Below are 19,920 nucleotides of genomic sequence, written 5' to 3'. Positions count from 1 at the left end.
CCGTATTCAAGCTCACTCTTCAATGAATTGCAGGAAGGACAGCTGGTCCAGCTCCTCCTGAGTCTGCTCTCGCGCCTGTTGCCTGCGGTCCACCCAAGCCCTTTGCTTGTCGAACACCGCCACCGGCAACGGCTGCCTGCGGGGGATATAGCCACTTCGTGCAGCCTCCCCGCATTCCCCGATAATCATGTGCACATTGGTGCCGCCGAAGCCGAAGGAACTGACGGCTGCCCGGCGTTGCTGTCCGTGATTGTCCCAGGCTGAAGCTGCGAGCACCGGATAAAAAGGCGAATGCGCAAAGTCAAAGCGCGGATTCGGCCGACTGCAATTCAGCGTGGGTACAAGCATCTTGTGATGTACACAGAGTACGGTCTTGATGAAGCTGGCTATGCCCGCCGCACTAAGGCAATGGCCGATATTGGTCTTCACGCTGCCTACCCCGCAGTAGCCGGTGGCAGCGGTGTATTTTTTGAATACGGAAGTCAGGGCCTTCAGCTCAATCGGATCGCCAATCATCGTCCCTGTGCCATGGGTCTCCACATAACCAATTGTCCCCGGGTCGATCCCGGCACGCCGGATGGCTTCAGCGATAACCTCCTCCTGTCCCTGCATGCTTGGAGTAGTCACTCCCATGGTCCGTCCGTCATTGCCCGCTGCCGAAGCTTCGATTACCGCATAGATGCTGTCTCCGTCGGCAAGGGCCCGGTTAAGCGGCTTGAGCAGTACCATCCCGCAGCCTTCCCCGGGCACAATGCCGTTCGCCTCCTCATCGAAGGTATGGCATTTGCCGTCCGGCGACATCGCTCTGGAGGCACTGAACACGAGGTGAGGGCGCTCATCGAGCAGCAGGTCAACTCCTCCCGCTACCGCCATCTCCGATTCACCCAACCGGATGCTCTGGCAGGCCAGATGCAGACTCAGGAGCGAGGAAGAGCAGGCGCTGTCCACTGTGAAGCTGGGACCCTTGAGATTGAAGAAATGTGAGGCATAGGCTGCAATGAAGTTCTGCCCGATGCCGATGATCGTATTCTTATTAATCTCCTGCACCCAGCCGGGATAGGAGCCGGGATGGGCACCGATGAATACACCGACCTTTTTCCCGCTGATTTCCGCCTGCTCATACCCTGCATCCAGCAGGGTCTCTGCCGTTACCTCCAGACACTGCCGCATCAGCGGGCTGATCTGCTCCATATTCTCCTTAATCCCGAAATATCCGCCGTCAAAGCTCTCGATATCCTCCAGGAAGCCTCCCCATTTGCTGATGCTTTTTCCTGCGGCATGCTGCGGGGCATACCATTCATCCTTGTCCCAGCGGCTGGCCGGAACCTCGGTAATACTGTCTATCCCTTCCCGCAGGTTATTCCAGAAGGCCTCCTTGCCGCCCGCTCCCGGAAAATGACAGCCCATGCCAATGACGGCAATCCGCTCATCCGCATTCCCCGGGGAAGCGTGCATATCGTCCGGCAACAGGTGCGTGCTCTGTATTGTTGCCTTGCCTTCATGGCTGCGGGAGGTTCGGAATTCCGGTACCCGGCTGTACTGCCCGGCGAATCTAATCTCATTACCAGTCTGTAAGAACTGCTCTTCGCGTCCCGGCTGTCCGCCGTGATCAAGGTGTTCCGGTTTCTCTGCAAGCTCGGCACGGTTCGGGCAGAGATGCTCCGCCAGTGCACGTATATCCCTAAGCTCGAAGAACAGCGCAGGATCTATACGGGTCTTGAAGGCAATGTCCAGCTTCTTAATGACTTCAATCAACAGAATGGAATCTACGCCAATCTCGGCAAAAGGTACATCCTCACGTATACGTTCCCTCGGCAGCTTCAGCTCTGTGCAGAACAGATCCAGTATCAGATTGGATGCCTGCTGCAGTTCCGCTAAGGGAACCGCTATACTCGGGATTCCTGGAGCCGCAGTGCCGGAGCTGCCCGTCTGATCCGTCTGGGATGTCTTCGGTGAAGCTCCCGCCCTGGACCGCTCCGCGCTCGTCCTTAGCCATAATTCCGGGCTATACAGGTCCATGTTGAGAATGGCCGGAATGACGCTTGGCTCCTCCTTGCCGCAGAGGATATCCTCCAGCATGGAGAGACCGTCGGCCAGACTGTGTGCGGTGAGGCCAGTTTCTGTATAGAGCGGACTGAGCAGGAACCCTGAGTCCGCCAGCATCCCTACCTCCGACCAGCTCGGCCAGAGAATCGACTGATAATGCGTGTTGCCCAGGGTGTGCTGGTAATGTGCATACAGGTCCAGATAATAGTTGGCGGCACTGTAATCACTAAGCCCCGCAGCCAGCAGTGGGACCAAGGCTGAAATGGAGGAGAACAGAACGAAGAATTCCAGTGCATCCCCGGCGAACACCTGCTGGAGGGAAGGCATCGCTTCCACCTTTGGCTCGAATACCTGCTTAATTTCGCTGATGCTTTTATGAACAAAAGCCGGATGCTCATTCAGGCTTGAGCCTGCGCAGTGGATCACGCCGCCTATTTCTCCCCGTTGCTGACGGATATTCCCCATAAAGGACTGGAGCCGCGTGTTATCGGTCAACGATCCGGAGTAGATGTCAATGCAGGCACCGGACGCTTCCAGCTCCATGATCCGCTTGATCCGCGCTTGATTCCCGGGGCTATGACCCGCGTCAGACAAGATTCCGGACCACTCTGCCCGTGCAGGATACGCCTGGATTCCCATTAGCACCAGCTTCCGCGCCCCTCTTCTGACCAGCAGACGGGCCAACTCGGCTCCGATTCCCCGCGTCCCCCCGGTAATGACATAGACCTTCTCCGGGTCCAGCGATAGCCGGTTGTCCGGTCTTCGGCCAATCCATTTATTCTCCTGCTTCAGGACGGCTAGTACCGGCTCATGGCGGCAGCCGTCCTTGTAAGCTGCCTCCGCTACTGCGGATTCCTGGCATAATTCTGCCTGCACCATTTGAAGCTGAGCCTGAATATCCATGGCCCCGGCTCCGATATCCACTGTACGGGCGGTAATCTGCCTGTACTCGGCACCGATGGTGCGGATTAGACCGGCAACATCAGCACCCGCCAGTGTATGCGTGCCTCCGGGGCCCTGAACACCGCCGGTTAAATGTATGATCCGGAAATTCTTGCCCGCCTGCTTGACTAGGGTCTGCAACAGCATGATTTTGCCGTAGCTCTGCTTGGAGCAAGACTTCGGCCGGACATGAAGATCTGAGAAATCGATGATTCCGTGAAGGGTCAGCTTCATGCCAAGCAGAGCATCAATAAATGGCTGAGTGCCTGCGGTATCAGTGAAATCAACATCCAGTACAGAGTCACGGGCTTGCTGCCGTATTCCGTCACACAGGATCAGCGGCGGATCAAGTGCAGCCTTCACCGCTGCCAGTGCGGCTTCGTCCATCTCTTCGTTGATGATCACAAGATATTGACCGTCCAGCCGTTTTTGCTGTTGCTGAATCCGCTCTGACTTAATCCATTCCTTCTTCAGCAATCCATATTGCCCCCCGTAGATAATCCCGTCAGTCCGGAGCGGAACCATGTGAATGTCCTTATAGAGCAACACTTCTTCACCGTACTCATTCAGCACATGAACGTCATAATGAAGCCCGCTGTTATTGTGACTGTTGCCTATTCCTCCAGATTGAAAATAGAGAAATCTGGCTGAGGCTGCCGGTGACACCAGCCGGATTTCACCGATCTCATAGACGGCTGCGGCCGTGCCGCCGCAAGCGATCATGTCCGCGTTCAGACTTTGCAGCACAGCTTCGGTCAGCCGGGCTGACAGACTATCGTCCGCCTGCTCTAACGCCGCTTGGGAGATCTCTACCAGCTGTCCGCTTAAGCTGCTGTACATACAGGTAATGACCAGGGCCTGATCTTCATAAGCCATGCCTTGGTTCTCCAATATACGGTAGACATCCTCCCCGGTCCGCACCTGCGCCGCTTCCTGCTGGAGCTTGCAGATGTCCACGATTGCCCGTTCCTCCAGCGAAGGGATCAGGTCTGTTCTGGCTGTGCCTGCTGCCAGAATATCCTGCTCTGCTCCTTCACACAGAACAGCGAACCTGAGGGAGCCCTCTTCGTTCTGGAGCCGGATATGCAGCTTACCCGGCTGCCTGCCGGCAACCGGATAGGAGAATTGCACCCGCTCCAGAGCCGTAATCTCCGATGTGCTGCCTCCAAGAACAGCAGCCTGTACGCCCATAGCGAGCAGTACAGCTTCGCTGAAGACTGCCGTCCCGTATACCGTCTTGCCGGGCATGGCTTGCCTGGCTGCCCTCGGCTCACTGATGAAGCAGATTCCCTGAACTGTGGATATATTGCGGTGTACCAGCGGATGGAGCAGTCCCATATCCACAGTAATGGGGCTTGCGGCACCTCCGCTCTGGACAGTCCTTGCCTTCTCCTCCTCTGCATCAATCCAGCAGCGCATATAGTCGAAGGGATAGCCTGGCAGCGATACTCTGCGGAAGCTCCTTGGCAGGGGCAGGCTTATGAAGCTAATAGCATAGCCTTTAATGTAATAATTGGCGATTAATTGAGCTGCCTTTGCCCGCTCCTGCGGAGGGAGCCGGTCCTGATGAAATTGTATCAGCAACCGCTCCATCTTAGCCTTGAGCGCAGGATTCACCTCTGTGCTGCTGCCCGATCCGCCGCCGCTGTACCAGCCGGAGCCAGGCTGCCTGAGCAGGTACGCCTCCAGCTCCAGGACAAGCTCCTTTCTGCTTGAAGCGACGAACATGCTGCGGTATGCGTAATGATCTCTGCCTGCCAGCAGAGTATAAGATACGTTGGCCAGTTCCGTTAAGCTTGGATCGTTGCGCAGTGCGTCCAGCAGATCCCGGGCCTTGGCCTCCAGCGCACGGTCACTTTGGGCAGACAAGGGGAACAGAAGAATGCTGCCGTCCTGCTCTCCGTCTGTCCCGCTAAGGATGTCTTCGATATACTCGGCAATAACCACATGGGCATTGGTGCCGCTCATTCCAAAAGAGCTGACCGCCGCCATCCTCGGGCGCCCTTCTTCCCGGCGCCACTCCTCTGTCTGCTTGCCTACGTAGAACGGGCTGTTTTGGAAATCGATCAGCTTGTTCTCCGTGCCAGTATGGAGAGTGGCAGGGATTCTTCCGTGCTTCAGGCTCAGCAGCACCTTGATCAGCCCTGCAATCCCTGAAGCGGACAAGGTATGTCCTATGTTGCCTTTGACTGAACCCAGATGACAGTATTGCTTCCGGTCCGTGAAGGTTTGAAAGCTCTCGGTAAGGGCGGCGACTTCAATCGGATCACCCAGGCGGGTACCTGTGCCATGCGCCTCCACGTAGGTGATATGCTCCGGGTTGATCTGGTATTTCTGGTAAATCTCCCGTTCCAAGGCTGTCTGTGAGAGGCCGTTCGGAGCGGTGATGCCATTGGTTTTGCCGTCCTGATTCACCCCGATACCTGCGATAATGCCATAGATATGGTCTCCGTCCCGCCTGGCATCTGCATACCTCTTGAGCAACACTGCCCCGGCGCCTTCGCCCAGTCCAATACCGTCTGCCTCCTCGGCAAACGGCTTACAGATACCGTCGGTGTTCAGCATCCCCAGCTTGCCCAGTGACATATAGATCCAGGGTTCGAGCATAATCTGCACGCCTCCGGCAATGGCCAGATCGCTCCCGCCGCTGTGCAGGCTCTCACAAGCAAGCGACAATGCCACCAGAGAGGAGGAGCAGGCGGTATCAAGGGCGATGCTTGGCCCCTTTAGATTCAGCAGATAGGATATCCTCGCCGGAATGACCGACAGGCTGTTGCCGGTAGGAACATACTCGTTCGGCTCACCGGCGAACCGTTCCAGGTACTCCCCCTGCTGAAGGCCAACGAATATGCCGCATTTGCTTCCTGACATCTCCTCCAGCGAATATCCCGCGTCCTCTATGGCCTTCCAGGATTCTTCCAGGAACAACCGCTGCCTGGGGTCCATATGCTCTGCCTCCTTCGGCGAGAGGCGGAAGAACAACGGATCGAACTGATCCGCCCCGGGGATGAATCCTCCGTAACGGATATGCGTCTTCTGCTCCGGGCTTAGCTTGGAGAGCTCCCTGCGTTCAGCAGGTGCTTCCTGCACGCAGTCCGATTCCTCAATCAGGTTGTTCCAATACTCCTCTACATTCTCCGCGCCGGAGAATCTGCCGGAGATTCCGATAATGGCGATGTCCTCCCGGCGAACATTCCCTTGACTTGGCGAAGGGTCAGCTGTATACGTTCTGCTTAACATAGGCGCTTATCTTCCCTCCAATAGAAGTTCAAGTTCATTCAGATCAACCGGATCATCCGCCGCCGGTTCAGCATCCCCGGACAGGACTGCCGTGTGACCTGGCATATTAAGAATATGGGCAGTCAGCAGCCGCAGCGTATTGTAGTTGAACAGATCATTGGAGTGCAGGCTCAGGCCAAGTCTGTCATTCAGCTTGTCCACCAGCTCCAGCGTCAGCACAGAGTTCACACCCAGCTCCGAGAATGGAAGGTCGGGGTTGATAGTCCCCGCTTCCCTATAAATGACTTCCTCCAGTGTCTGTTCCAGACATTGCTTCACCTCATAGGCACTAGACGCACTGGGCTGTTCAGCTTCAGCCGGTACTACCGGCGACACTGGACGGGAGCGTTTCATCCGGCGGGGATCACCAGAGATCTGCGGCGGTTCAATGACGAAACGGCTGGCTTCGGAAGGGCCTGCGGCTTGGGCTGCTGAGAAGCTATTGCCGATCCAGTATCTTTGCTTGTCAAAAATATAATTAGGCAGCGGAATCACCCTTGCACAGCTCGGCTCATCATGCAGGAGCTTCCAGTCAATCTTCGCCTTCAGCAGCCAGAGCTGGGCAAGCTGCGGCAATTGTCTATGGGTAATGGCGCTGCGGATGAACTCGTGCCCGGGCCCGTTCTGGAACAGGATAGCCGCGATATCGCGCTGAGGGTCCAGGCTGGCTGTGTAGACATCCGGCAGATTATGCTCTCCGTCAGCGAAGCGGCTCAATAGGCCCTCAAGCTCACTGAGATTACGCACTACAATAGCCACCCGCTCGTCAAAAGCTTCCCGTCCCGCTTGCAGCGTATAGGCGACATCCTCCAGCCGCAGTGTATACTCACCCGTATCCGCCCGTCCGCCGGATAATTCGCCGCTAAGGCTCCGGCTTATCTCGGCCATCAGCTCCCGCAGGGACCAGTTGGTCCACGGTGCGTGCTGAGCGGCAGGGTCATGAAGTAAATCCTTAATCGCACCGGCTAATCTGACCTGATGCACAGCATCCGTACACAGTCCGGCCAAGTCTTCATCGAAGTCGATCTGTCCGGGATTCATGCCAAGCACCTCAGCCACCATATTCAGACATTGCTCCTGAACAGCCTGCACTCTGGCGGCAATATATTCTCCAGTGCCCGAAGTAACACAGCCACCCTTCCGCTGCCGGGCAATGAATGCAGCAAGCTGTCTGGCCTGTTCCCGCAGCTTCTCCCTGCTCTTGGCGGACAGCAGGATTAACTGCTCTCCCTGCTGCGCAGCAGGAATGACTTCCGGCACATATTGCTCGATGATCATATGAGCGTTCGTGCCGCCTGCCCCGAAGGAGCTGATGCCAGCCCTTAGCGGCTGGAGCTTCATCCCTTCCGGCGTCTCCTCCGCCAGCGGTTCCCACCGCTCAAGCGAGCGCTGCACGAAGAACGGCGTTCTTGCGAAATCGATATTCTCGTTAAGCTGCTCGGCCAGAATAGAGGGAACCAGCTGTTTATACTTCATTTGCAGCAGTACCTTGGTCAAGGAAGCCATACCGGCAGCCGATTCCAGATGGCCGATATTGCTCTTGACGGAACCCAGGGCGCAGAACTGGGTATCCGAAGTGGATTTCTTGAAGGCTTTCGTTAAGCCGGCCACCTCAATAGGATCTCCCAGCGCCGTACCGGTGCCATGGGCTTCAATATAACTGATCTGTCTGGGGTGCACGCCCGACTTCATCAGCGCCTCTTCGATCAGCTCGGCTTGGGCGTTCGGGTTAGGCACTGTATATGAGCTGACCTTGCCGCCGTGATTCACCGCCGTTCCTTTGATCAGGCCATAGATCGAGTCCCCGTCCCTGAGCGCCGCCGCCAGCGGCTTCAGCAGGACTGCGCCTACGCCCTCGCCGGGAACATAACCGTCTCCACCCTGGCCGAATGCCCTGCACTTGCCTTCCGTGGAGCCGAAGCGCTGATCGGCCAGGAAGATGTATTTTGCCGGATGCACAATGGTATTGACACTCCCGACTACCGCCAGCTCGCTCTCGCCGTGCCGGATACTCTCACAGGCCATATGCAGGGCTACCAGTGCTGAGGAGCACATCGTATCCACCGCCAGACTCGGCCCCTTGAAGTTGAAATGATAGGAGATCCGGTTGGCAATGGACGCGAACGATGAACGCACATCCACCAGCCGGCCGTTAGTGTATGCTTCCGCGCCAAGGAGCTGATAATGGGAGTTCATCACGCCAATGAATACGCCAACCTTCTTCCCGGAGAGTGTATCCGGCGCCGCTCCGGCATCCTCCAGCGTGTGGTACGCGGTCTGGAGCATGAGCCGCTCCTGCGGGTCCATCAGCTCCGCTTCCCTCGGGGAGATATGGAAGAATCCGGCATCGAACATTTCCACATCCTTCATGAACGCTCCCCATTTGGTATAGACCTTGCCCTGCTTCCCCTTCTCCGGGTGGTAATCCTTACGGTAATCCCAGCGCTCCGGCGGAATCTCGGTGACACAGTCTTGTCCCCGGCACAGCACCTCCCAGAATTCCTCCAGCGTCTCCGCCATCGGATACTGTCCGCTTAAGCCGATTATCGCAATGTCTCCGCCAGCTGCTTCCGCAGCCCGGAACCGGGGATCAGCGGGATGAGCTGCATACAGGGGGGCATGGAACACTTCACTTGCCGCTTGATCTGCAATGATCTGCGGTGCCGGCCCGTTCAATAGCTCTCCATCCCCCGTAGCCATCTCCCGTTCCGCTTCTCCCGCTGACTGCTGAAAGAATCCGGCATGATGCTCCATGAAGAAGCCGGTCAGGCCCGCGATCGAGCTGTATTCAAAGAACAAGGTGCTGGGCAGATCAGAGAAGTCCTTATCGAGAATTCCATTCAGCTCCATGATCATGATGGAATCGATGCCGTATTTGGAGAAATTGCCGTCCGCCTCAATCTGCACTGCCGGAACTCCGGTTGCCTGAGACACGACTTTTTTCAAATATTGCTGAACTGCTGCCTCTACCAGCACAGTCCCGGCAGCACCAGGTTGAAGCTGCGGACGCTTTCCGGCAGCCTTAACGGAAGCACTCAGCACCTGCTCCTCTCCCGCCTTCTCAGCCGCTGTGCCCAGCACCCGGTTCAATTGCTGCGCTTCCCCGCAGGCTACGATGATGCGTGATTCCCCTGTGCGGATCAGCTGCTCCAGCAGCTCAAGACCTGCCCGGGTGTCCAGCTGACCCATTCCGGCCTGGCGGCTGTACTGCACAGCTTCTTCTCCGGTCAACTGCATCGCGCCTTCATTCCACACAGGCCAATTGACCGACAGTGAAGCTCCCGAGCGATATCCTGCCTTAACCTGCTCCGCGCGCAGCACGGCGAACCGGTCCAGATAGCTGTTGGCTGCGGCATAGGCTCCCCTGCCGAAATCACCGATAATGGATGAAAGAGAGGAGAACAGGACGAAGAAATCCAGCTTCTCCTGCCGTGTAGCTTCATCCAGATTCAAGGCTCCTTGAATCTTGGGCAGGAGCACCTCCGCCATCTGTTCCGGAGTGGTCTCCATCAGCGCCATTTCACCCAGTACTCCGGCACAGTGAACGATGCCATCCATAGAATGAAACACCTCTTTGGCCTGCGCAACAATCTGTATGGCAGTATCCCGCTGCGCGATATCGCCGGGCAGATAGATGACCTGCCCCGGACACTGCTGCAGCCGCTGCAGCTCAGCGCTTCTTGAAGCGTCCAGCGCGGCTCTTCCGGTCAGCACCAGATTGGCCTCGTAATGCCGGAGGACATATTCGGCCACCGCAAGTCCCAGCTTGCCCATGCCGCCGGTAATGAGGTAAGTTCCATGTCTGCGGAACCCGCTGAATGCAGCCTCCGGTAAGGATGCCAGCGGCAGAATAGCAAGACTGGTCCGGGCACTGCCAGTATAGGCGACTTCTATATAAGAAGACCGCTGCGGATAGAGCAGCTCCTGCGCCGCATAGAATGGAATTTCTTCAACGGTACTGCAGTACATCACGGACGGATTGAAGCTGCGGTTAATGGACTGTAATGCTTTGGACAACCCTTGCAGCATCCCCGCTTCCGGCTGGCCTCCACAGACTGCACCCAGCAGATAGCGGACCGGATGGTCTTTGTAGAGCAATGTAACCGTCTTGAACAGGTACAGAATCGTGTAGTAACCGGTAAGGAGCCCTGTCTGTGCCCCGTCCCATTCATCTATAACTGCGTCAATTCTTATACCCCTCGACAGCAGCCCGCCCAGCAGCTTGTGAATATCCGCTTCACATCCGGGCCGGATGGTGAACTCTGCCACCTCGTCTGAAGTGCTGTAATCCGTCGCCTGAGTCACACTGATGATGTGGTCCGGTGCCGCTTGCCCTTGGTTGAAGGCGTCTGCGAGCAGATGCCTCCTTCCGTGGTCACGGGTCAGATAGAGCACATTTGTCATCACAGGAGAATGCCCGGAATGAGCGGGGATCTCAGCATTCTGCCAGCGTTCGGTATACAATTGAATGCGGCTTGCCGGATTCAGCGGAGAGTTGCCCGGAATAGCCCGGATCGTGAAGTCTCTGGCTTCCACCAGCACTTCACCCTGCTCATTCAGAATATAGATATTGAACCGCTTCATGCCTGCTGCCTTATCCGCTGTCTCAGGAACAATCTCTGCATAGGAATAGCAGCTTGGTGTGAGCCTGCCGTGAATGATCACTTCCCCTAGCGCAAAAGGAATATGTAGTTTGAGCTGTTTGTAAGCCTCAGCTCCGCCGATCCAGGTTACGGCCCGCAGCGCCGCATCTAAGAGAGACGGGTGCAGCAGGTAGTCGTTGAAGCCGGGCTGCAGATGCGGCGGCAGCTCAAGCTTTTCCAAGGATTCCCTGTCACCGCAGAGCGCTTCAGCCGTTGCCTGAAAGCTTGGCCCATACTGAAAGCCGATGAATCCGGCGAATACTTCGTTGTAACAGAAATCCTTCCCTACAATGGCTCCGCCCCTTGCCCGTATCTCGTCAAGCATGAATCTGCGCGGTACCGCCTGCTGCGGTTTGGCCGCATAGAGCTTACCCGTACAATGAATCACCGGATGGTCCATATCCCCGGTATACACCTGGAACCTCAAATACCCTGAATCCCGGGTAAGCTGAATGGAGACATCCCGCGTATCGGCCACTTCCAGCCGGTTCACCCACAGTACATCCTTAATGGCATGCACCTGATCACCGAAGGCCAGCTCACCAGCGGCTCTGACCATCTCCAGATAAGCTACTCCCGGCAGAATCACCCGTCCATCGACAACATGCTCACCAACGTAGAAATCGCTCGCCTGAAGTGTCTTCACGAACAGCAGCTGCCTTGGACTGGACTTCGCCAGATCAAGCATCGGATGGCCCGGAACCGCAGCAGGCGGCGGAGCAGGCATCCAGTGTCTAGAACGGTTAAAAGCATATCCGGGCAACGGCTGCTTCCTGAAGCTTCCCCCGGGATACAACCGGCTCCAGTCCAGATCTGCCCCGGCCAGCCATAACTGAAGCAGGATCTCTTGGAACCCGGAGATTCCGTCATTCTGGATCGACAGTGAATATACTTCAGAGTCCTTGTCTGACGCTGACAGCCGGATCATCTCAGTCTGCAGAATACTCTGTCCGGCGCTGTGTTCCTGCAGCTGATGCTTCCAGCCCGCCATGTCAGCGATTTCCGGCAGCAGAGTGTTCGCTTCATGCAGATGTGTGTAAGCCCTGTTCAAGCTTAATGGACTCTGCCGTGCATTCAGCTGTTCCCGCACCGCTTCAATGACCCCGGCTGCTTCCGCTTCGGAAGAAGCTAACAGCCGCACTGCCATTTCCTTGGAAATCACCTCTCCCAGGACAAGCTGAACCCATTCATTCAGACGTTCATCCCTTAGAGTGATCCGCTCCGACAAGTCCCATTTCTGATTCAGCTTCAGCAGCGAGCCGTAGGTGATCAACAGCAGCAGAACGCACTGCCACCCCGCCTCCGGGCTATCATTTCCGGCAACCAGCAGCTCTTCCTGATTGAGTATGGAGTCTACAGTCAGCCCCGCCTCTTGTAGGGCCGGAACCTGATCCCAGTCCCGTAAGTACTTCTTGTAAGTGAACTGGGTCCGGCTCAGAATCCGGGCCTTCTCCACATAGTGCCTGAACGCTGCCGCATCAGCTTCGCCGATACGCATACTGCGCAGGTCAGCAATATATGAAGTGCTGATGTTCACGGGCTGAAGCTTCACATGATGAACCGGATCAATGAACGTCCGTTCCGGGCTTCTCAGGACAGTCTCTTCAAACGTGGTCCTGCCGCTAAGAATGCTGTATGCCTGAGCGGGTGTTATCATGCCGCAGACGGCCATAGCGAGCAGCGTTCCTTGCTGTTCGCCGCTCACGGCAGCAATCTCGGCCCCGAGGCCGGTCAGCACCTTAGCGAGTGTATAATTCACTATGAAGGAGTGTGCAGCCAGCTTCTCCTTGCTCCATTTGGCAACTGTGATGCCGCTGCGGACAGAGGACAGCCCTTCAGTCAGCGCAATCTCAGCGATAACCTCTTCAAAAGTCCGGCGGATATACGGTTCTTGCAGGATGCTTTTAATCTCCGGGTACCCTTTATAAATCACATTGGTGAATTGAACCGACCATGCCTTGCAGCCCGGCTCTAACCGTTCAGCGCTGGTTGCAGCCCCCTCAAGGAATTCTGCCAGCTCCTCCTTGTTTCTTACAACCGCGCCGATTCTGTATTCCCGGCAATGCCGTCTGCCTGCCAGCAGCGTTCTGCATAGATCGCCGATGGCAGACCCGTTGATCTCCGCAGCGTTCAAGTACGACTTCCAGGCGGAGATCCCCTCGTTCAGACTGCCGGAATTCAAGGCAGACAGGGCGAAGATCTGCGGCCCCGGAGCCGGTTCCTTGCTTACCCTGGCGGGCTTCGGCGGCTCATAGGCTTCCAGAATGACATGGGCATTGACTCCCCCGAAGCCAAAACCGCTTATGCCTGCCCGCAGTGGAACCTGTGCATCTACTTGCACCCAGCCGGTATTATCCGTTGCCACCTTGAACGGAGTATGCTCCCAGTCCAGCAGCGGATTCAGCCGGGTCAGATTAAGCAGCTTAGGAATCGTCTTATGCTTCATCATCAGCAGCACCCGGATGATTCCGGCCATCCCGGCGGCACTTGCCAGATGGCCGATATTCGTCTTGACAGAGCCGATGGTGCAGAACTGATTCTGTTCGGTGTACTGTCTGAATACCTGTGTCAGCGCTTCAACCTCAATTGGATCGCCAAGAGCGGTTCCGGTACCATGTGCTTCGATATAATTGACTGTTGAAGCATCAACTCCGGATTGACGCAGGGCGGCTTCAATCACTTGCTTCTGTGCGGTCATGCTTGGTGCGGCGATCGTCTGCGACGGACCACAGTGGTTCACGGCACTGCCCCGGATGACACCATAGATATGGTTGCCGTCCCGGATCGCATCCTCCAGCTTCTGCAGCAGCAGAACACCAACGCCCTCCCCCTGCACGAATCCGTCCGCATTCTCGTCAAAAGCCTTGCATTGCCCGTCCCGGCTCATCATATTCGACTTGGAGAAGCTCACATACCGCCAAGGATGGTAAGCGAGGCACACTCCAGCTGCGATAGCGTATTTCGCTTCGCCCGACTGGAGGTTCTGTCTTGCCTTATGCACCGCAACCAGTGAGGAGGAGCAGGCGGTATCCAGGGAGAGGCTCTCTCCGGTCAGGCCCAGATAATGGGAGATACGGTTCGCCGCAATGCACTCGAAGTTGCCCAGACCTGCGTAATGATCCACCTGTTCGCCGCCGGACAGGGCGAGAAGCGCATAATCATTGCCGGTTACGCCGACATAGACCGAGGTCCCTTCCTGCTGAAGCGACTCCAGCGGAATGCCCGAATCTTCAAGGCAGTGCCAGGTCTCCTCCAGCAGAATGCGCTGCTGTGGGTCCATGCTGGTTACCTCTCTGGGCGACAGGTTAAAAAAGGTATGATCGAATCTATCTATTCCCTGCAGCGGAGCACTGAATTTCACGAATTGCTCATTGTCCCAGCCTAGCTCCGCACCCTTCTTCAGCCCGTATCTTCCGTTCTCCCAGCGTTCAAGACTGATGGGGCGGATAGAATTCACATGGTTCACCATGTTATCCCAGTAACGGGTGTAGTGACCGGCATCCGGAAACCTGCAGCCGATGCCGACGATAGCCACATCCGGTCCCGCTGCCCCTCCGCGGGGCTTAAGCCTGCTTGCCGAAGCCTTAGAGCTCATACACAGTCTCCTTTTCTTCCATAGCAGCCTGGTCCCTCATCCCTCTCAGCAGGGCGAGAATGCTGTCCTCTTGGTATTGCTTCTTGATATACTTCTCCATCGTGCTCTTCCAGGCGGCGAATTCGAATCCGAGCAGCTGCAGGAGCGCGCCCAGCATGACAAAATTCTCATTCCGCACATTTCCCGTTTCCTTGGCGATGGCCCGTCCTTCAACAAAAGAGACATGCATGTAGCGGCTGAAGCTGTCATCGTATTTCCCCTTGTAAATATCCTCATTCAGCTCCGCAAGATTCACGAGCATCCGCCCGTCCTGCTTCAGGAAGCTTCCCCAGCGCAGGGCTTCAATCTGGTCGAAGCCGACGATATAGTCCGCAGTACCCATCTCAATCAGCGGGGAATATATTTTGTCGCCGAACCGGACCTGTGCATGCACGCTTCCGCCTCTTTGCGACATGCCGTGCACCTCGGAGACCTTAACGTCATACCCGAGTGTCACCAGTCCCTGTGACAACACATTGGTTACAGTAATGACACCTTTTCCGCCTACACCGGCCAAAATAATGCTTGTAGCTGTGTTCATCGGTCGCTTAAGCCTCCTTAATGCTGTCATAGGGACATACCTGCTGGCAGATGCTGCAGCCCTTGCATTCGAGCGGATCAATAATGATTTGGCGGTCCACAATTTTGATCGCCGAGCAGCCCAGCATCGTACATTTTTTGCAGTTTACACAGCTGGCGTTGTCAATAACATATTTTCTTTTGGTTTCGGTTTTGTTTTTGAGAAGTTCGCAAGGATGCCTGGAGATGATGACGAATGGTTCAGTGCTGAGCTTGGCGGTCTCCACACACTGCTGCGTTTCTTGGAGGTTAGTGGGGTCGAGTATGATGAGGTTATCCGGTTTGATGCCCAGTGCGAGCACAATATCTTCAATCCGTATAGGCTCCGAAGTACTGCCTTGCAGCGTGCGTCCGGTGCCCGGATTCTCTTGATTACCGGTCATGGAGGTGGAGCGGTTGTCCAGAATGCAAACGACGATAGGGGTCTTGTTGTAGACGGCGTTCAGCAGCCCGGTCATGCCTGAGTGAAAAAAGGTGGAGTCGCCAATGAAGGCAAATACCTTCTTGCCCAGCGGCTTGAAATCCTGGGTCCGCTGCATGCCTGTGGCCATGGAGATGGATGCTCCCATACAGAGCACCGTATCCAGGGCTTTGATCGGCTCCGTTCCACCTAAGGTGTAACAGCCGATATCTCCGGCGGCCAGAATATCCCTGTGCTGCTTGACCGCGCTGTACAGTCCCAGATATCCGCAGCCTGCACACAGCCGCGGCGGTCGCGGCGGTACTTGGACAGCTTCGTAGCAGTCCATTTCTTCGCGGGTGATGGCTTTCCGGATAATCTCCGGATTCAGCTCACCGCAGACGGGAATGATCTCCTTGCCGGTGCAGGCAATGCCCATGGCCTTCAGGGAGGTCTCGATGAACGGTTCGCCTTCCTCGACTACATAGATCCTGTTGACCTGTGCAGCGAATGCGCGGGCCTTCTCATCCGGGAACGGGTAGCTCATACCCAGCTTCAGCACAGATACTGTATTTCCGAATACTTCCTTAACATATTGATAGGATATTCCGCTGGTGACAATGCCGATATCCGGGGAGCTGAATTCCAGTACATTTAGAGGGGAGGAGTTGGAATAGGCTTGAATTTCCAGGAGATTTGCTTCAATTTCGAGATGACGTCGCCTGGAGATGGCCGGAAGCAGCAGCCGGTCCAGCTTGTTCTTCTTATAGGTCTTATACCTCTCTTCCACAGCCAGCCCTTCCTGGAATTCTACTATTCCTTTGGAATGGGAGACCCGGGTAGTCGTCCTGAACAGGACCGGTGTATTGAAGCGCTCACTGATCTCATAGGCTTCAAGCATCATATCTTTGCATTCCTGGGAGCTTGAGGGTTCTATTAATGGCATCTTGGCATGACTGGCGTAAATACGGTTGTCCTGCTCGTTCTGGGAGGAATGGATGCCCGGATCATCTGCCGAGACAATGACAAGGCCCGCATTCACACCCTCATAGGTCATATTGAATAGCGGATCAGCCGCCACATTGACCCCTACATGCTTCATGGTGGTCAGACTGCGGATACCGGCGATACATGCGCCTGCCGCCACTTCCAGCGCCACCTTCTCGTTGGGTGCCCACTCGGCATATACGCCTTCATAGACACTGATGCTCTCGACAATCTCTGTGCTCGGTGTTCCGGGGTACGATGAAATGATTTTACAATTTGCTTCATAAGCGCCTCTGGCAATTGCCTCATTACCCATCATTAGAGCTTTCATCAGATCGTCCTCTCGTCCATCTCATTTAACAGAAAAGCGCGGCCTCATACACCCCAAAGTACTAATTCATGCAATTAACATTTATAGGACTTTATACTTGTTAATAGGATATAGTCAATAATATAGTGTTACTATTAAATTTGTTACTTTTTTTTAATAAATTCCTGCTGTTTTATTCTTAAATCTGCTAAATTTCACAGAATTGAAATAATTAAAAAGCCTGCAACCTAACATCGCAGACTTTTCCATAGAAAAACATATATTTCATTTATTTTCAAAATATGTCGAATGGATTTGCGTCTTTTGAGCCTTAAGCAGGATACCCGCCCCCCGGCGGCGGCCACGCTCCCTGCAGACGGCGGAGCAGAACAATCTCCCCCAGATGATAGGAGTTATGAGAGGCAATGTTACGTAGAAGCCCGCCCTTGGTTTCTCCTGGAAAATGGGCTAATGGCTCGTCTAGCTGGACGGTCTGGGCAATGGCAACTGCCTTATCGACCCCTTCCAGCAGATGCATAATCGCCTCTTGAAGCTGGGACTCTTCTGCCGGGGCCTTCTCCGCAGGCCAGCTCTCCTGTACACTTGCAGGCGGCTGTGGGCGGCCCCCCTCCAGATGGGTCAGCATGAAGTCCTGCCAGTAGCCCATATGCTTCACCAACTGGTAGATGGAGTAGGGAATTCCTTCTATTGTATAACCTGCAAGCTCAAGTGTCAGATCCGGCAAGGCCCGGGCAATCGGAATATGTCCACGTTCCCCTACCAGAGATTTCACCAGTGCTTGTCCAAAAGCATGATTGGATTCGGACATCAGTATGCTCCTCCTATTAATTGTGCGTAATATAATTTACCGAAATTCAATATATCCGGATTCTAACACTTTGTCAATAAGCATCCGCCTGTATCTTAAACATCTGATAGTAATGTCCCTGAAGGTCCAATCGCGTTCCGAAATTTGCAGCACAAAAAAGCGAAACGCTTGAAGCTTCGTTTCGCTCTTTGATCTTAACTATAGTGTTCCATTCCGGTTAGCCATTATAAAGTACGCAGAATATTTAACAATTCCTCCGACATCCGGCTCACATCTTCAATCGACGCATTGACCTCCTCAGTCAGAGCGGCCTGGGCTTCGGTGAGGCTGGACATGCTGTTAATCCGTGTAATGATGTCGTCAACCTTATCATTCATCTGCTGCATGGTGGTTTCAATGTTGCCCGATGCCGTCTTGCTGTGCTCCGCGAGCTTCCTCACTTCACCAGCCACTATGGAGAATCCCCGGCCGTATTCGCCCGCATGGGCAGCTTCAATCGCAGCATTCAGCCCTAGCAGGCCTGTCTGGTTCGAGATCTCGCTGATGAATTGGGTGATCTCCTTGGTCTCCCCTGTCTTGACCTTGACTTCCATGGCTGCCTTGTGCGATTGTTCCTGGACCTCGGCCATGTCCTGAGCCTGCTCGGTAACCGACACAATGCCGCGGACGATCTCATTAATCGCTGCCAGCAAGCCCTCCATCTGTACATTGACCTGCCGTACAATTTCCTCTTTGGTGACTTCGTGGGTAACATCCCGGATCGTACCGGCAACTCTCAGTGGGATGCCCTGCTCATCGCGAACGGTTTCGCCGCCTGCATGGTACCAGCGGTACTCGCCATTTTTGGAGCGCAGCCGGTAGTTCACTTTATAATCCGTTTGCCCGGTGTAATCATTCAGATGATTGGCGAAGGCATCCAGCGTGGGCTGAAGATCCTCGGGGTGTAGCTGGTTGCTCCAGCTGCTTAACAGGTTCGGGAAATCATGCTCGCCTTCAAAACCAATTGTTCTGCGGAACTGCTCTGACCACCAGAACTCATTATCCGGGTTGACCGGATCGCCTGCTATAACCACCATATCCCAAGGGGCTTCAACCAAGGCGCGGTTCACCAGATCGTAGCGGACTACCAGGGCACTCAGCTCGTCCTGCTTGATTTTTTTGTCATGAATATCCAGCAAAGCTCCAGCTACCATAATAGGTGATCCGTCAGCGGCACGTATGGTTGTGCCCGTCGCCTGGAACCATTTGTACTCGCCCGCTTTCGTCTTGAGCCGGTATTCGATATCGTACTTGATCGTGCCCGTCCGGTCCAGCATATGATCCGCGAACAGCTGCAGTACGCCCTCTTTATCCTCGGGATGAAGGCAGTTGGACCAGCTCTCCAGCACATTGGGGAAGTCATGCTCATCCGTATAGCCGATCATCCGGCGCAGCTCATCGGTCCACCTGAACTCATTATTCGGATTCACCGGATCACCCTCGTACACATCCATTTCCCATAGGGAGATCTCAATCGCTTCAGTGATCATCTCCAACCGAACCTTGTAATAGTCCTCGCGTTTATGTATCATGGACGTTAGTCGCGTTAACATTGCCTGCAGTTCATCAGGAACTGCGGCAGAATATGTATCGGCTTGCTCTTCATTTCGTTCAGCCCGCTCCACATAGTTTCTTAATAGGCCGATCAGCTGAGGGTCTGTTTGGGGCGGCGCACCTGCGGGTGTGATTCCTTTGAATTTGTTCAGAATAGACATATAATTTCATTTCTCCTCATCTAGTGGTGTCAAATGCATCGGGAAGGCTAGAATGAGTATATAACACACATGAGATTTAATATATAAATTTATATTTAAATTTTAATATAAAACAGCGGCAGAATAAGACTTGACAAAAAGTCTCAGACTGCCGCTGTTATTTGACTAACGTATAGCGTTATTTTAAAAATTTCCGGAGAAATCTAATCCACTTGGGCTCGTATGCTTGGCTAATTGGAAGCCCTTTATAATAAATATTATAAGGGTCCATTGCCCAGAGCTTTAAAAGTCCTTCAGGAACATCATACTTATTTACAGGTGAGTTAGGATCTGCTCTAAAAAAATACTCATTACATGCAACACAGTACAAAATCAGCGATTTATCAGAGACGTATGCATAAACATTAAGCTCAGTTTTACAGGCTTCACATTTACATATCCGATTGCGGTTTAGCCAATCAATAAGTAATTGCATGTTATCCCTCTTCCCTCATTACAAACAGTATGTTTGACTAAA

Annotated in this window: 6 protein-coding genes; all 6 read right to left on the bottom strand. The window is 54.6% G+C overall.

Annotated elements, in window-relative coordinates; genetic code table 11:
- Positions 1-12 precede the first annotated feature (12 nt).
- Entirely contained in the window at positions 13-6,228 is a 6,216-nt protein-coding gene (locus tag MKX63_RS28460) for a beta-ketoacyl synthase N-terminal-like domain-containing protein (RefSeq protein ID WP_341021923.1), read from the bottom strand.
- 6 nt (positions 6,229-6,234) lie between these two features.
- Positions 6,235-14,505, bottom strand: coding sequence for an SDR family NAD(P)-dependent oxidoreductase (locus tag MKX63_RS28455; protein ID WP_341021921.1), 8,271 nt, complete (start codon positions 14,503-14,505; stop codon positions 6,235-6,237).
- A complete protein-coding gene (locus tag MKX63_RS28450; RefSeq protein ID WP_341021919.1) occupies positions 14,495-15,085 on the bottom strand; it encodes an indolepyruvate oxidoreductase subunit beta in 591 nt (196 codons plus the stop codon). Before MKX63_RS28450 ends, MKX63_RS28455 begins: the two co-directional genes overlap by 11 nt.
- 7 nt (positions 15,086-15,092) lie before the next feature.
- Entirely contained in the window at positions 15,093-16,841 is a 1,749-nt protein-coding gene (iorA, locus tag MKX63_RS28445; RefSeq protein ID WP_341021917.1) for an indolepyruvate ferredoxin oxidoreductase subunit alpha, read from the bottom strand.
- Positions 16,842-17,151: 310 nt separating this feature from the next.
- The gene (locus MKX63_RS28440; RefSeq protein ID WP_341021916.1) at positions 17,152-17,649 is read right to left on the bottom strand and encodes a DinB family protein; all 498 of its coding nucleotides are present in this window, start codon (positions 17,647-17,649) and stop codon (positions 17,152-17,154) included.
- A 224-nt stretch (positions 17,650-17,873) separates the two neighbouring features.
- On the bottom strand, positions 17,874-19,403 hold the full coding sequence (locus MKX63_RS28435; RefSeq protein WP_341021914.1) for a methyl-accepting chemotaxis protein: 1,530 nt from the start codon (positions 19,401-19,403) through the stop codon (positions 17,874-17,876).
- Positions 19,404-19,920 lie beyond the last annotated feature (517 nt).

It is taken from the genome of Paenibacillus sp. FSL R7-0179, assembly GCF_038002265.1.
Lineage (GTDB): Bacteria > Bacillota > Bacilli > Paenibacillales > Paenibacillaceae > Paenibacillus_AQ.
This window is presented reverse-complemented; position numbering and strand designations above follow the sequence as displayed.